We start from the raw sequence: 12,387 nt of genomic DNA, 5'->3' as shown, positions 1-12,387 counted from the left end.
ATAATAATATTTGTTTTATAATAAATTAAAATTCACGGTGTATTAATGAATAGTAATTCTGCGCAAAAAATAATAGATTCTATAAAACAAATACTCACTCTTTATAATATAGACTTTGATCCCTCATTCGGTTCTGCCTTATCTTCTGACTCTGAAGTAGATTACGAATATTTGATGGAAAAAACCCAAGAAAAAATCCAAGAATTGGATAAACGTTCTCAAGAAATCCTCCAGCAAACAGGAATGACTAAAGAACAAATGGAAGTGTTTGCTAATAATCCTGATAACTTTTCTCCAGAAGAATGGCTGGCTTTAGAAAATATTAGATCTTCGTGTAATGAATATAAAAAAGAGACAGAAGCTCTAATTAATGAAGTTACTAGGGACTTAGGAGGAGAAATACCAGCACCTGATTCTAATAAGAAAACAAAAACCACATCATCCAAAAAAAATAAGAAAAAAAACTGGATTCCCTTATAAAAACGCCTATAATCCCTAAAGTATGAAAATTGCGATTACTCGGGGTTTAGATTTATCTTTGCAAGGGTCTCCTAAAGAGTCTGGGTTTTTAAAAAGAATAGATCCGGCTCTAGTTTCTATAGACCTGCGCCCATATTCTGTCTTAGCTTTAAAGCTTAAGGTGGAACCGGATGATATTATCACTTCGGGATCACCTGTTGCGGAATACAAAAATTTCCCCGGTGTTTTCATTACCTCTCCAGTTTCTGGAATCGTAAAGGAAATACGTAGAGGAGATAAACGAGCTCTATTAGATGTTGTTATCAAAAAAACTCCGGGACAAAATCTAACAGAGTATTCTTACGATCTATCTAAATTATCACAAAAAGAACTGTTGGATATCTTTAAAAAAGAAGGTCTTTTCTCTCTTTTTAAACAACGCCCTTTTGATATTCCCGCTCTTCCCAATCAAACTCCCAGAGATATTTTCATAAACCTTGCAGATAACCGCCCCTTCACACCATCCACAGAAAAACATCTCGCTGTCTTTTCTTCTAGAGAAGAAGGATTTTATGTTTTTAATGTGGGAGTTCGTGCAATAGCTAAACTCTTCGGTTTATGCCCCCATATTGTTTCTACTGATAGACTTGCTATTCCTGAAAAAGATCTAAAATCTATAGCACATATACATAAGATCACAGGTCCGTATCCCTCAGGATCTCCCTCAACACACATTCACTATATAGCACCTATTACTAACGAAAAAGACATAGTCTTTACGATATCCTTCCAAGAAGTCTTAACCATAGGACATTTATTCTTAAAAGGAAGAATTCTAAACGAACAAGTCATAGCTCTTGCAGGATCAGGATTAAAATCTTCTTTAAGACGTTATGTTATAACTACAAAAGGTGCTGATTTTCAAAGCTTACTTTCTCTAGAAGATCTCTCTTCAGATGTGTCTTTAATATCTGGAGATCCTTTAACAGGAAGACTTTGTGATAAAGACAGTGTTCCCTGTCTTGGTATGCGAGATTCTACTATATCCGTAATCCCTAATCCAAAAACACGACAAGCTTTCAATTTCTTAAGATTAGGAATTAATAAACCTACGCGCACAAGAACCTATCTTTCTGGATTCTTAAAAAGAAAACATATGTATATGGATCCTGATACCAACCTTCATGGTGAAACACGTCCTATCATAGATACAGAAATTTATGATAAGGTCATGCCCATGAAAATTCCTGTGGTTCCCTTAATTAAAGCAGTGATTACTAAAGATTTCGAATTAGCATGTATGTTAGGGTTTTTAGAAGTTTGTCCCGAAGATTTTGCCCTACCAACTTTCATAGATCCCTCAAAAACGGAAATGCTAACCATCATCAAAGAATCCCTAAAAGATTACGCGAAGGAAACGGGTATTTTAAATCCAGACAATGAAGAATAAAGTTCTTCGAAGAACTTAGAGCTTCGACGACGCTATCATCTCTAAAATTAATGGAGTTGCATAGGAAATAATCATGTCAGCTCCCGCGCGTTTTATAGCTATTAAAGACTCATAAAACATAGCTTCCTTATCCAGCCACCCCATCTTAGCTGCTGCTGCAATCATAGCGTATTCACCGCTAACTTGGTATGCCGCTAAAGGTAGTGTTGTAGAATTTCTCACCCGATGTAAAACATCAAGATATAATCCTGCTGGTTTTATCATCAGCATATCCGCCCCTTCCTGCTCGTCTAAAGAACATTCTAATAAGGCTTCCAAAACGTTTTTTGGATTCATCTGATAATTTCGTTTGTCGCCAGATTGTAAGTGCGATCCTAGAGCATCTCTAAAAGGATTATAGAGAGCTGAAGCATACTTAACACTATATGAAAGAATTAAAGTCTTAGTCCATCCTGATTGATCTAATTTCGAACGAATATGCGCAACTCTACCATCCATCATATCACTAGGAGCTACAACATCAGCTCCCATCTCAGCATGCAATGTCGCTATATTTCCAAATATACGGACACTCTCATCGTTTAATACCTCACCTTGATTCATAATACCATCATGCCCATGAGTAGTATAAGGATCTAAAGCAATATCACTTATCACGCACAGATCTGGAAAAGCTTTTTTTACCTCATAGATACTTTTACAAAGGATGTTTTTGGGATTGGAAGAATAAGAACCATACGCATCTTTAAGATTACTAGGGATTACAGGAAAAAGAATCACAGCTCTCAATCCTAAAAAACACAATCTTTCTATCTCTTTTAAAAGAAGATCTATACTCCACCTATAAACATCTGTAAGGCTTTCTATTTCTTCGCAAATGTTTTTCCCCTCCTTAACAAAAAAAGGACAGATAAAATCTTGGGGTAATAAAGACGTTTCAGCTACCAAATCTCGGATAGCTGAAGTCCTTCTATTTCTTCGAGGACGTCGAAGTAGCGCTAATGAGCTCATTTTTTACAATCCTTCAACACTTTCCACAACCTCAGAAAAAGATAGAGTATTTATATAAATATTACTTCTTCTTCTTTAGGGGGTGTGGAAAATGTTTAAAACTCAATTTATAGAGGAGAAATTGAGTGGTTAACTTGTTTAAAACTTTGTTAAAACATTGTTCACTTTGTAAATAAATCGAGATTTTGCATGTTTGTGAACACAAGATCAACCATTTTTCAACAGGATTTTTAATCAAAAACGTTTTTGTTTTTCTAATCCATGTGGCAGTCTTTTTAATTTTTGAGGTTTTTCATGTTGAGCAGAGATGATGAGTTTTCTTCAGAACAAAAGAAGAGTTTGTCTCATTTCGTTACCAACCTAGAAACAAACATTTTTGCTTTGAAGAATCTCCCTGAAGTGGTTAAAGGGGCTCTATTTTCTAAATATTCTAGATCTACATTAGGTTTGCGTTCTTTGCTTTTAAAAGAGTTTTTAGAGGGTGAAGGAGGAGACTTCTTAGATGATACAGGTGTGGACTTTGAAGTTGGAATACATAAAGCTGCTGATTTTTATAGACGAGTTCTTGATGGATTCGGGGATGATTCTATAGGAGAGTTAGGTGGTGCTCACCTAGCTATGGAAAGCGTTTCTATGCTTGCTGCAAAAATATTAGAAGATGCGCGTATAGGAGGATCTCCTTTAGAAAAGTCTTCTAGATATGTTTATTTCGATCAAAAGGTAAAAGGGGAGTATTTATACTACCGTGACCCTATTTTGATGACCTCAGCCTTTAAAGATGTGTTTTTGGGCACGTGTGATTCTTTATTCGACACGTATACAGATTTGATTCCTAAAGTGCGTTCATATTTTGAAAAGATTTACCCAAAAGAAGCTGAGGTTTCACAATCAGCTTATACAATTTCTTTAAGAGCCAAAGTTCTTGATTGTTTGCGCGGTCTTCTTCCTGCTGCCACATTAACGAATTTAGGATTCTTTGGTAATGGACGGTTTTGGCAAACATTGTTACACAAAATTCAAGGCCACAACCTCACAGAAATAAGGCAAATTGGTGAGAACTCTTTAACAGAGTTAATGAAAATTATTCCTTCTTTTGTTAGTCGCGCTGAATCTCATCACCACCATCATCAAGCTATGTTGGGTTACCGACAGACTCTTAAAGAGCAGCTAACAAGCTTAGCTGAGAAATTTAGTGAAGGTTCTTCACCATCTAAACAAACAGGAGTTCGTTTAGTTTACGGAGACCCTGAGGGAGTTTATAAAGTAGCTGCGGGATTCCTTTTTCCTTATTCGGAGCACACCTACGAGGAACTTATTAATATCTGCCGGTCTATGCCTAGGGAAGATCTCACCCGCGTTTTAGAAGCAGGATCTTCATCAAGAGAAAATCGGCGACATAAATCTCCAAGAGGGTTGGAATGTGTAGAATTTGGATTCGACATTACGGCAGACTTTGGAGCTTATAGAGATCTTCAAAGGCATAGAATACTTACTCAAGAACGCCAATTACTCACAACAAATCTAGGATATCATATTCCTGAGCAGTTATTAGACACTCCTATGGAGAAGGATTTTAGAGAAGCTATGGAGAAGGCTGAAGAAGCTTATAACCAAATCTCTATAGAATTTCCTGAAGAAGCTCAATATGTTGTTCCTCTAGCCTACAATATACGCTGGTTTTTCCATATCAATGGAAGAGCTTTACAATGGCTTTGTGAACTACGTTCACAAATTCAAGGGCATGAAAATTATCGAAGAATTGCCATAGATATGGCTAAAGAAGTAATTAATTTTGACTCGATATACGAAACATTTTTTAAATTCGTAGATTATTCCGATTGTGATTTGGGTAGGATAAAACAAGAATCACGAAAAAGATCTTCTTAGTAATTTCTTAAATATAATCTTTGCGTTTACAGGAACCATAGAGGTTGGTATTTTTGTTACTTTCCAAGACGAAGGTCATAAAATGAAAAACCTTATCGACAATAACTTAGTTAGGTTTAAAAATATTTCTAAAACTAAGCAGGGTATTTTTGTTAACTTTAAGGTTAGGGGAGAGAAAGGGGGAGCGTCTTTTACAGCGTCTATAGCAGTAGATATAGAATCTGCAGATGTATCTGCGGGAGATAGTTTAGAGACTATTATAGAAAGATGCGCTCAAATTGGTGTTGCAGAATTTAAGAAGTGTGAATTTCAATTCGAAGGAATTACCTGTTTGTAAAATTAAAGTTTTCCTGGGTGTAGCGCAGCCTGGTAGCGCACTTGCATGGGGTGCAAGGGGGCGGAGGTTCAAATCCTCTCACCCAGATTTTTAATATGTATTACTTTAATAATCGCGAATACCCATATATTCTATAAGCATTTCTAATTCCGAAGAATCTTTCAAACCATGTTGTCTAAGGTGGTTGAGTAGCCTAATACACTTGTCCATAGAGGTATTTAGAAGCTCTTTTGCAGCGTCTAATCCAAATAACAGAGCGTAGTTCAAGCCCACATCCTGACCGTCTTGATGCATATCTAAAATATCATCTTTCATTTGAAATAAAAGACCAAAAGCTTGTGAAAATTCAATTATTTGAGGAACACATAAAGGATCACCGCCTCCAAATAACCAACCAGAAACACAAGCTATTTCAAAAAGAGCTCCTGTTTTCTTATTGATGATCGATTGGACATATTCGGGCCCGTCATTTTTAAAGAACATATCTTCATATTGTCCTCCTAAAACACCGTTAACACCGAAATTCTTATCCGTAATATCAGAGATAATATCATAAGCAATGTCTACTTCTCTAGGATCTACACCTTGAGATTTGAGTTTCTTTGCGTTTAAACGGATTCGAGAATACGCGGAGGGAATTAAAGCATAAGACGCTAGTAAAGCAGAAGCTTCATCAAAAGCTTTATGTACTGTAGGACGTCCACGACGTTCATCGTCGTCATCCATACAAGGAAGATCATCAGCAATTAACGTAGATGTGTGTATAAATTCTATAGCTAAGGCAGAATCTAAAACATTTCTATTCATACCTAGACCTTTAGCTATCATGCAAACTAGCATGGGTCGGATGCGTTTCCCACCACTTGTTAGAGAATATTCTACAGGTGCACGTACAGATAATCCTTTAGACCCAAAATCTTGCAAAGAGGACTCTATACCTTCTTCTATCATTATTCGATAAGTTTCGAATATATCCATAACGACCATAACACTTCCCCTAACTAGATGACTTTTCCGGGATAAATTGTTGTATGAGAAGGAATACAATGCCCAGGATTAATTACAGTGTTACACCCTATAGAAACTTTTTTACCAAGAAAGGCTCCTACTTTTCTTAATTGGGTGTCTATCTTTCCTTCTTCGCAAGTAACAGAGATATTTTTTCCATCAAGACGGAAGTTGGCGCAACGCACACCAGCACCGAGATTAACTTCTGAGCTTAAAACAGAATCTCCTACATAAGCAAAATGTCCTGCTTTAGCGTGATGACCAAAATAAGCATTCTTTACTTCTGTGCAATGTCCTATCACGCACCCCGTTCCAGTAATCACACCACCACGTAGGTAAGCACCATGGCGTATTTCTGTTTGAGGACCTATAATACAAGGACCAACAATATAGGCTCCTGATTCTATATAAGCGCCTTCTGCAATTTCTATACTTTCTATATTCTTTAAAAAAGCCCCAGACTCTACGGTACCGTGAATACCCGAAAACACATGTGTAGATAATTTTTTATCTATTAATGCTAAAATATCCCAAGTGTAATACGCTTCTGTAATAAGCTCTGGAAAAGGGAAATCTTCGGGAGAAAATAAAACAGATGCAAATATCATGACAGGTCATAGCTTTTTAAGATATTGTCTAGTTATGGCGATTTAGTGACAAGGAGTAATCAAGAGCTATTTTAAGGATAGGTTGTTGTCGGTTCGCTTGTTGATGAGTTAGTTAGATTATCACTTTCTGAAAATAAATAACCAACACCGCGAATTGTAGAAATTTTTGACCCATAGGGCCCTAATTTTTTTCTTAAAGAAGCAATATGAACATCGACATTTCTAGCTATAATTTCCTTGGTGTTTCCCTTTATTTCCTCTAGTAAGTGTTTTCTTAGACACAATTGACCACGGTTCATCAGAAGTTTTTTTAATATTCCTGCTTCTGAAGGAGTTAAATGAATGGTTCCCTGAGGGGAATCAATAGAAAGACTTAGAAGGTGAAAAGTTCGATCACCAAAAGAAATAGATTCAGGAATTGCGTGTTCGAAATGATGATGATTGCGTAAAAAAGCTCGAATAACAGCGTCTAAAACTTTTACTGTTATAGGACGAAGTAAATAACCGCTGGCGCCGTTGTTTAAAATTTTTACAATAGCTTCTTCTTCAAATACATCAAATAATACAACTAGATCTGTTTCGGATGGAATTTTGTTAGCGAACATAACTTCAGGGAGAAGCAAGTATTCACAAAAAATTAAATCGGCTTCAGAAGTGTCTGTAAGCGCAGAAGAAACGATTATCTTATATTCGACATTCTGAGCAAACTCTTTCATTTGCAAAGATATATTACTGTCTTCTGTAACAAATAATATAATTTTATCCGTAAGCATGAGAGAACAAGATGAGCTATATTATTTGAGTAACTAATATAAAATCTTTTATTTTTCAAAGATCCTTTACAATTTTTTAATTTTTTTCTGATTAAAAATAATTTTGCATAAAGACAACTCAATATATATAATTTAACTTTAACAAGTTAAAAAATTAATTAAAAACCAACGGTTCTAAATAAAGCCGGCAGAGGCTCTAATGGTTCGCTATATAGTGTTTTGCTTATTTTTTCTTTCGTGTTTTGCTATGGGAGGGGGACTGTATTTTATATGTTCCTCACACAACCCTTCTGTAACCTCGTTAGAAAGTGCAAAAGCAGCAGCCTTATGGGTTGATGGTCAAAAAGAACAAGTAGAGTCTTTTTTACATCGTTTGCTTCCGATTCAACAACGACAATGTCTTCTTTGTTTCCAAGGATTTATTCTGCAAAAGCAGAAGAATATGAACCAATCTGAGAAAATTTTTTCTAAGATTTATGATGAAATAGAGAACACGCAATTTTTATTTAAAGAAGAGGTAATAGGCGGACGGATTCTTAATACCTTTTTCTTAGAAGATATAGAACAAATGGAGATTCTAACTGATTCTTTGCGTCAGCAATTTGTAAAATCTCAGTATCTTTCTTTATTTGAATTCCTTTTGAATTATAAACAGAAACATTTTGATAGGGCTTTACAGTCTTTATCAGTATGGAAAAATCAGCTAAAGGGTTCAGAATCTTCTTTATTAGATTTGAATGTCCAACAGCTGATTTCTGATTTCTTTTTAGAGAATATAGAAGCTCATTGTTTGATAGAATTAGGAGAGTTTTCAGAAGGACGAGCTATTCTTAATCGTATTATCGAGAAATTATTAAAAAGAGAATGTGACTGGGATTCCGAGGCTTACGATTATGCTGTTTTGATGTTAAGCAGGAGTTACTTTTTAGAGTTGAAACAATCGAATTCCTGTAAGCTTTATCCAGATTATTATGAGATGATTCTTTTTTATAAGAAGAAAGTTCACGCAATAGATCAAAGATCCTATGAAAAATTTATCCCTCAAAAGGAATTGTTTACGATGCTTATGGAGCATCTTTTTGTTATTCCTGAAGAACGCTTAACTCCTTTGATGCAGATAATCAAAAATTGGGAGCGTTTTTATTTCGACCCTAACTATGACTTAGTAATTCAACCTTTAATAGATAGATTTTATTCTTTCCCAAAACAAGTTATAAGTCTTTGTAATTCTATAAATTTTTTTGAGATAGAGCCTCTTAAGAAAAAGCTTATAGATGCTTTCGGAATTATTTTATCTGAAAAAGTAAAAGAAATACAAACCACAAAAGCTCAGCAAACACTTTCAGTATTAAAAACTTTAGACTCAGATTTATGGGTAAGTGAGAAATTGATAATCTCTCCTGATGCTCTTCAAGATATTATTTCCCAAGACGATGTGAATTACACAAATTTAAAAAAATATCTAAATCTTTGGGAAGCGATTCAATCTTATGATATAGATAAGCAACAACTAGTTCATTATTTGATGAAAGGAGCAAAACAACTTTGGAATCAGGGTATTTGTGATGATAAAGCTCTGAACTTGCTCCATCTCATTTTACAATTTACAAATTATGATATAGAAAGTGAGAACATCGTTTTCCTATTTGTAAAGCAAGCGTATAAGCAAATGTTATCAGGACATTCCATAGCACGTCTGTTGAAACTAGAAGATTTCATTACAGAGTTGGGCTTAACTCCTATAACGATAAGAGAAGAAGAAATAGCTAACTTTTTAGCAGACGCAGAATTTTTATATGCTCAAGGCGAATACAATAAATGTTATTTTTATAGTTTATGGCTTACAAAAATAGCTCCTTCACCTCTGACCCATCGTTTGTTGGGACTGTGTCTTCTAGAAAATAAATGTTATCTGGAGGCGTGGGATTATCTACATTCTCTTCCTTCAAACGAGCGTCTGTATGATTCTAAAGTTCAGAAGGCATTAGCAATATGCCAAAAACATCTACCAAAAGATCACGGAGCCGGTTATAAGAGAGGGTAAAACGCATATAGTTTTATGCCTCCATTAAGTTTAGACATTTCCCATATCCTTTATGATGTAGTTCAACAACAACTTGTTTTACCTTTAGACTTAGCTTTTGCTAGGAAATATATTTCACCAGATTCAAAAAAAGCTTTTGCATTTCTTGCTCTTTCTTCGGCTCTTTGGCGTTGTGGGTATCCTTTTCTCAATATAAATAAGAATCGAATATTTCCTTCTTTGTCCGGAATTTCAGAAAAGATTTTTCATGAATACTTCATGGCTCTTCCTAAGGATATTTGTTCATCTTTGTTTGTTATAGAAAACAATAGGATATATTTACGCTCTTTATATGCTATTCGGGAAAAGCTTTTCAAAAAGCTTTCTTTATTATCACAGGCCTGTCCGCGGTATAATATAACTACAGAATTCCTCCCCAATCTATCCTCAGAACAAAATACTGTTTTTAAAAAAGCTATTAATAGTTGTTTTTCTTTGATTTGTGGAGGTCCTGGAACGGGGAAAACATTTTTAGCTGTGGAGATAATACTCACTTTAATTAAGCAGTATCCTAGGATTCGTATTGCTATAGTTTCTCCTACAGGAAAAGCAACTTCGCATATCCGTCATATACTCTCCCAACATAATATTTCTGAGGATAATGTCATCACCCAAACAATCCATAGGTTTCTACAAGAGCATGTCTATCATCAGTGTAGTTCTGTAGATCTACTATTAGTTGATGAGGGTTCTATGGTGACGTTTAATCTTTTACATAGCTTGGTTAATACATTATCTGGGGAAAACAAGAACGGAAAAACTATAGCAGATAATTTAATTATATTAGGCGATGAAAATCAGCTTCCTCCTATAGGAGTGGGTGCAGGTAACCCTCTTCAGGATTTGATATCACATTTTCCTGAAAGAGCTTTACATCTTTGTATTTCTCATAGGGCAAAAACAGATCAAGTTCAGAATTTTTCTAGAGCAATTTTGGAAAAACAATCGATTCCTTTTACACCGTTACCCACTATGCATTCCGCAATTACTATGATTAAAGAAGCGTTTGTAAAAACACCTTTATCTCAAACGCAGTTATGTATTTTAACACCTATGCGTCACGGTCCCTGGGGATATTTACGTCTTAATGAGCTAATCTTTAGTGAAATACAAAAAACACATTCTGATCTACCTATTCCTATTATGATTACAGAACGTTATGAAGCTTGGGGATTATTTAATGGGGATACAGGATTTCTCTGCCCAAAAACACAGCAGCTATTCTTTCCTCACACCCGCTCTATAGACGCTAAGGAATTTTCCTATTACACATACAATTATGCGATGTCAGTACATAAGAGTCAGGGTAGCGAATATGATAATGTAATTGTTATCATTCCTAAAGGATGTGAAATTTTTGATGTATCTATTCTTTATACAGCCATTACACGCGCTAAACATGGTATATCTGTATGGGCAGATAGTGAGACATTGAATAAGATCATAAAAAAACCCCACAAGTACACTTATGGGGTAGAATAAGTTGCTTCTTTTAAAAAAGACTTTTATTAACCGATAAAATCTTGAACAAAGTTGAGCACTGAAGACATCAACCAGAAAATACCGATAATTAAGGCAGATTGAGGCCCTAATAAAGCTGGTGCGAATGAAGCAAACAGACTAAGAATATCACCGAGTAAATCGACTATGTTGCAAAGTAGGGAGAAGAATTTCTCTCTTAATGTTTGACGACGCTCTATGAAGTCTTCAGCCGAGGATTCACTGTTTGTTGAGCGTATAGCACCAACGATATTAACAACATCATCAGCAGCGCTGCAAGCCGAGCTAATTGCAGACAAACTTGTAGCAACTCCTCCTAGACCTCTAGCATGTTTACCTAGAGTCATAAGTTTTAAATCGCCTCCGAAGCAAACCGAGCCTGTTGCTTTCGAAGCCAAGCGAGTAACTTTACTTGCAATAGAAAGAGGAGATCTTAAAACGCGGTTAGAAACAAGCTGAACGGTGCCATCTTCTTGTTGGATAGTCTTTGTATCGATTATAAAATTACCGGTAGTAGAATCAACTTCATAGAACATAGCTCCTGTTGCAAATTGTGAGAACAGGACGACGGTATCTATACAATTATTTATTCCTGAAGCCATTCCGCAGGCATCCTCTAAAGAGGAAAGTTTCGCGAGAGTGCCGGAATTACCTAGTCCTAGAGATGCTTTAGCAATCATTGTAGAAGAACCGACAACTCCAATCATGTCTCCTAAAAGGTTCACGCTATCATGGAGTTTTCCTGCCTCCTTCCGAACCTTATTACCACACATCTTCAACATGGGATTTGAAAGAATATTAGATGATAGAAAAGGACAAAATCTAGTAATGGAGGAAGTGGTCATAATTACCTACAAACGATTAAAATTATATTTTTGCATTAGCTCTTAAAGTAGCACGCGACTTAATTCGAGCTGCTTTATTGTTTTTAAAAATACCTCTTTTTACAGCTTTGTCAGTAACACTGTAGACTAACTGTAATCCAGAAGTGATAGTTGCTTGATCACCAGCTTTTAAAGCGGTCTCAAATTTCTTCATCATAGTTTTTGCTTTTGACTTAAAACTTTGATTGATCAAATAACGTTTTTGCGCCGTTAAAATACGCTTTTCTGCAGAGGGTCGCTTTTTCGGACCGCCTTTCTTAGTTGTTTTCTTTGGTGCCATTATTACTCCAAAACCAAGGCTTTTTTAGTGCAAAAGAGTAGACTTAGCCTTAACATTCAAAATAAGACTTCACAATTGTAATATACTGTCTTGCAGTAAGGTCAGAA

12 protein-coding genes and 1 tRNA gene are annotated in these 12,387 nt (G+C 35.6%); 7 read left to right on the top strand and 6 right to left on the bottom strand.

Going from position 1 to position 12,387, the window contains the following annotated elements; all coding sequences use genetic code 11:
* Window positions 1–45: 45 nt before the first annotated feature.
* Together H9Q19_RS02400 and H9Q19_RS02395 are read left to right on the top strand one after the other, a co-directional pair.
* Window positions 46–480, top strand: a complete 435-nt coding sequence (locus H9Q19_RS02400; protein ID WP_213241908.1) for a hypothetical protein — start codon at window positions 46–48, stop codon at window positions 478–480.
* A gap of 22 nt (window positions 481–502) precedes the next feature.
* Complete coding sequence (locus tag H9Q19_RS02395) at window positions 503–1,909, top strand: Na(+)-translocating NADH-quinone reductase subunit A (RefSeq protein WP_213241906.1); 1,407 nt, start codon at window positions 503–505, stop codon at window positions 1,907–1,909.
* A 15-nt stretch (window positions 1,910–1,924) separates the two neighbouring features.
* Here the strand turns inward: H9Q19_RS02395 and hemB are convergent, their stop codons facing one another.
* Window positions 1,925–2,920, bottom strand: coding sequence for a porphobilinogen synthase (gene hemB, locus H9Q19_RS02390; protein ID WP_213241904.1), 996 nt, complete (start codon window positions 2,918–2,920; stop codon window positions 1,925–1,927).
* 294 nt (window positions 2,921–3,214) lie between these two features.
* Between hemB and H9Q19_RS02385 the strand changes: the two genes are divergently transcribed.
* The 3 genes from H9Q19_RS02385 to H9Q19_RS02375 all read left to right on the top strand — a co-directional run bounded on the left by H9Q19_RS02385 (window position 3,215) and on the right by H9Q19_RS02375 (window position 5,231).
* Window positions 3,215–4,807, top strand: a complete 1,593-nt coding sequence (locus H9Q19_RS02385) for an FAD-dependent thymidylate synthase (RefSeq protein WP_213241902.1) — start codon at window positions 3,215–3,217, stop codon at window positions 4,805–4,807.
* 82 nt (window positions 4,808–4,889) lie between these two features.
* On the top strand, window positions 4,890–5,144 hold the full coding sequence (locus tag H9Q19_RS02380) for a hypothetical protein (RefSeq protein ID WP_213241900.1): 255 nt from the start codon (window positions 4,890–4,892) through the stop codon (window positions 5,142–5,144).
* Between the two features lie 13 nt (window positions 5,145–5,157).
* Window positions 5,158–5,231: transfer RNA gene (locus H9Q19_RS02375), tRNA-Pro, on the top strand.
* A gap of 18 nt (window positions 5,232–5,249) precedes the next feature.
* Here H9Q19_RS02375 and H9Q19_RS02370 read toward each other — a convergent pair.
* The 3 genes from H9Q19_RS02370 to H9Q19_RS02360 form a co-directional block, all read right to left on the bottom strand.
* Window positions 5,250–6,131 (bottom strand): polyprenyl synthetase family protein, encoded by an 882-nt coding sequence (locus tag H9Q19_RS02370; RefSeq protein WP_213241898.1) that lies wholly within the window; start codon window positions 6,129–6,131, stop codon window positions 5,250–5,252.
* Between the two features lie 14 nt (window positions 6,132–6,145).
* On the bottom strand, window positions 6,146–6,760 hold the full coding sequence (locus H9Q19_RS02365; RefSeq protein ID WP_213241896.1) for an LbetaH domain-containing protein: 615 nt from the start codon (window positions 6,758–6,760) through the stop codon (window positions 6,146–6,148).
* A 71-nt stretch (window positions 6,761–6,831) separates the two neighbouring features.
* Window positions 6,832–7,533 carry a response regulator transcription factor gene (locus H9Q19_RS02360; protein ID WP_213241894.1) on the bottom strand — a complete coding sequence of 234 codons (702 nt, stop codon included), beginning with the start codon at window positions 7,531–7,533 and terminating at the stop codon, window positions 6,832–6,834.
* A 199-nt stretch (window positions 7,534–7,732) separates the two neighbouring features.
* Here H9Q19_RS02360 and H9Q19_RS02355 point away from each other — a divergent pair, with 199 nt between their 5' ends.
* Entirely contained in the window at window positions 7,733–9,577 is a 1,845-nt protein-coding gene (locus tag H9Q19_RS02355) for a DUF1347 family protein (protein WP_213241892.1), read from the top strand.
* Window positions 9,578–9,592: 15 nt separating this feature from the next.
* Window positions 9,593–11,098, top strand: a complete 1,506-nt coding sequence (gene recD / locus H9Q19_RS02350) for an exodeoxyribonuclease V subunit alpha (RefSeq protein WP_213241890.1) — start codon at window positions 9,593–9,595, stop codon at window positions 11,096–11,098.
* A 26-nt stretch (window positions 11,099–11,124) separates the two neighbouring features.
* Here the strand turns inward: recD and H9Q19_RS02345 are convergent, their stop codons facing one another.
* Together H9Q19_RS02345 and rpsT are read right to left on the bottom strand one after the other, a co-directional pair.
* On the bottom strand, window positions 11,125–11,796 hold the full coding sequence (locus H9Q19_RS02345) for a hypothetical protein (protein ID WP_213242033.1): 672 nt from the start codon (window positions 11,794–11,796) through the stop codon (window positions 11,125–11,127).
* 187 nt (window positions 11,797–11,983) lie between these two features.
* Complete coding sequence (gene rpsT / locus H9Q19_RS02340; protein WP_117274738.1) at window positions 11,984–12,280, bottom strand: 30S ribosomal protein S20; 297 nt, start codon at window positions 12,278–12,280, stop codon at window positions 11,984–11,986.
* Window positions 12,281–12,387 lie beyond the last annotated feature (107 nt).

The sequence above is a fragment of the Chlamydia crocodili genome, assembly GCF_018343815.1.
In the GTDB taxonomy this organism is placed as follows: Bacteria; Chlamydiota; Chlamydiia; order Chlamydiales; family Chlamydiaceae; genus Chlamydia; species Chlamydia crocodili.
Note: the sequence above shows the minus strand (reverse complement) of the source record. Positions and strands in the feature narration are given on the sequence as shown.

What these genes read in the sequence shown, in the direction of transcription:
- H9Q19_RS02345 (WP_213242033.1), bottom strand. Translation starts at nt 11,796, where the DNA reads ATGATTGCTAAAGCATCTCTAGGACTAGGTAATTCCGGCACTCTCGCG.
- H9Q19_RS02360 (WP_213241894.1), bottom strand. Translation starts at nt 7,533, where the DNA reads ATGCTTACGGATAAAATTATATTATTTGTTACAGAAGACAGTAATATA.
- H9Q19_RS02385 (WP_213241902.1), top strand. Translation starts at nt 3,215, where the DNA reads ATGTTGAGCAGAGATGATGAGTTTTCTTCAGAACAAAAGAAGAGTTTG.
- rpsT (WP_117274738.1), bottom strand. Translation starts at nt 12,280, where the DNA reads ATGGCACCAAAGAAAACAACTAAGAAAGGCGGTCCGAAAAAGCGACCC.
- H9Q19_RS02355 (WP_213241892.1), top strand. Translation starts at nt 7,733, where the DNA reads ATGGTTCGCTATATAGTGTTTTGCTTATTTTTTCTTTCGTGTTTTGCT.
- H9Q19_RS02370 (WP_213241898.1), bottom strand. Translation starts at nt 6,131, where the DNA reads ATGGTCGTTATGGATATATTCGAAACTTATCGAATAATGATAGAAGAA.
- H9Q19_RS02380 (WP_213241900.1), top strand. Translation starts at nt 4,890, where the DNA reads ATGAAAAACCTTATCGACAATAACTTAGTTAGGTTTAAAAATATTTCT.
- recD (WP_213241890.1), top strand. Translation starts at nt 9,593, where the DNA reads ATGCCTCCATTAAGTTTAGACATTTCCCATATCCTTTATGATGTAGTT.
- H9Q19_RS02365 (WP_213241896.1), bottom strand. Translation starts at nt 6,760, where the DNA reads ATGATATTTGCATCTGTTTTATTTTCTCCCGAAGATTTCCCTTTTCCA.
- hemB (WP_213241904.1), bottom strand. Translation starts at nt 2,920, where the DNA reads ATGAGCTCATTAGCGCTACTTCGACGTCCTCGAAGAAATAGAAGGACT.
- H9Q19_RS02395 (WP_213241906.1), top strand. Translation starts at nt 503, where the DNA reads ATGAAAATTGCGATTACTCGGGGTTTAGATTTATCTTTGCAAGGGTCT.
- H9Q19_RS02400 (WP_213241908.1), top strand. Translation starts at nt 46, where the DNA reads ATGAATAGTAATTCTGCGCAAAAAATAATAGATTCTATAAAACAAATA.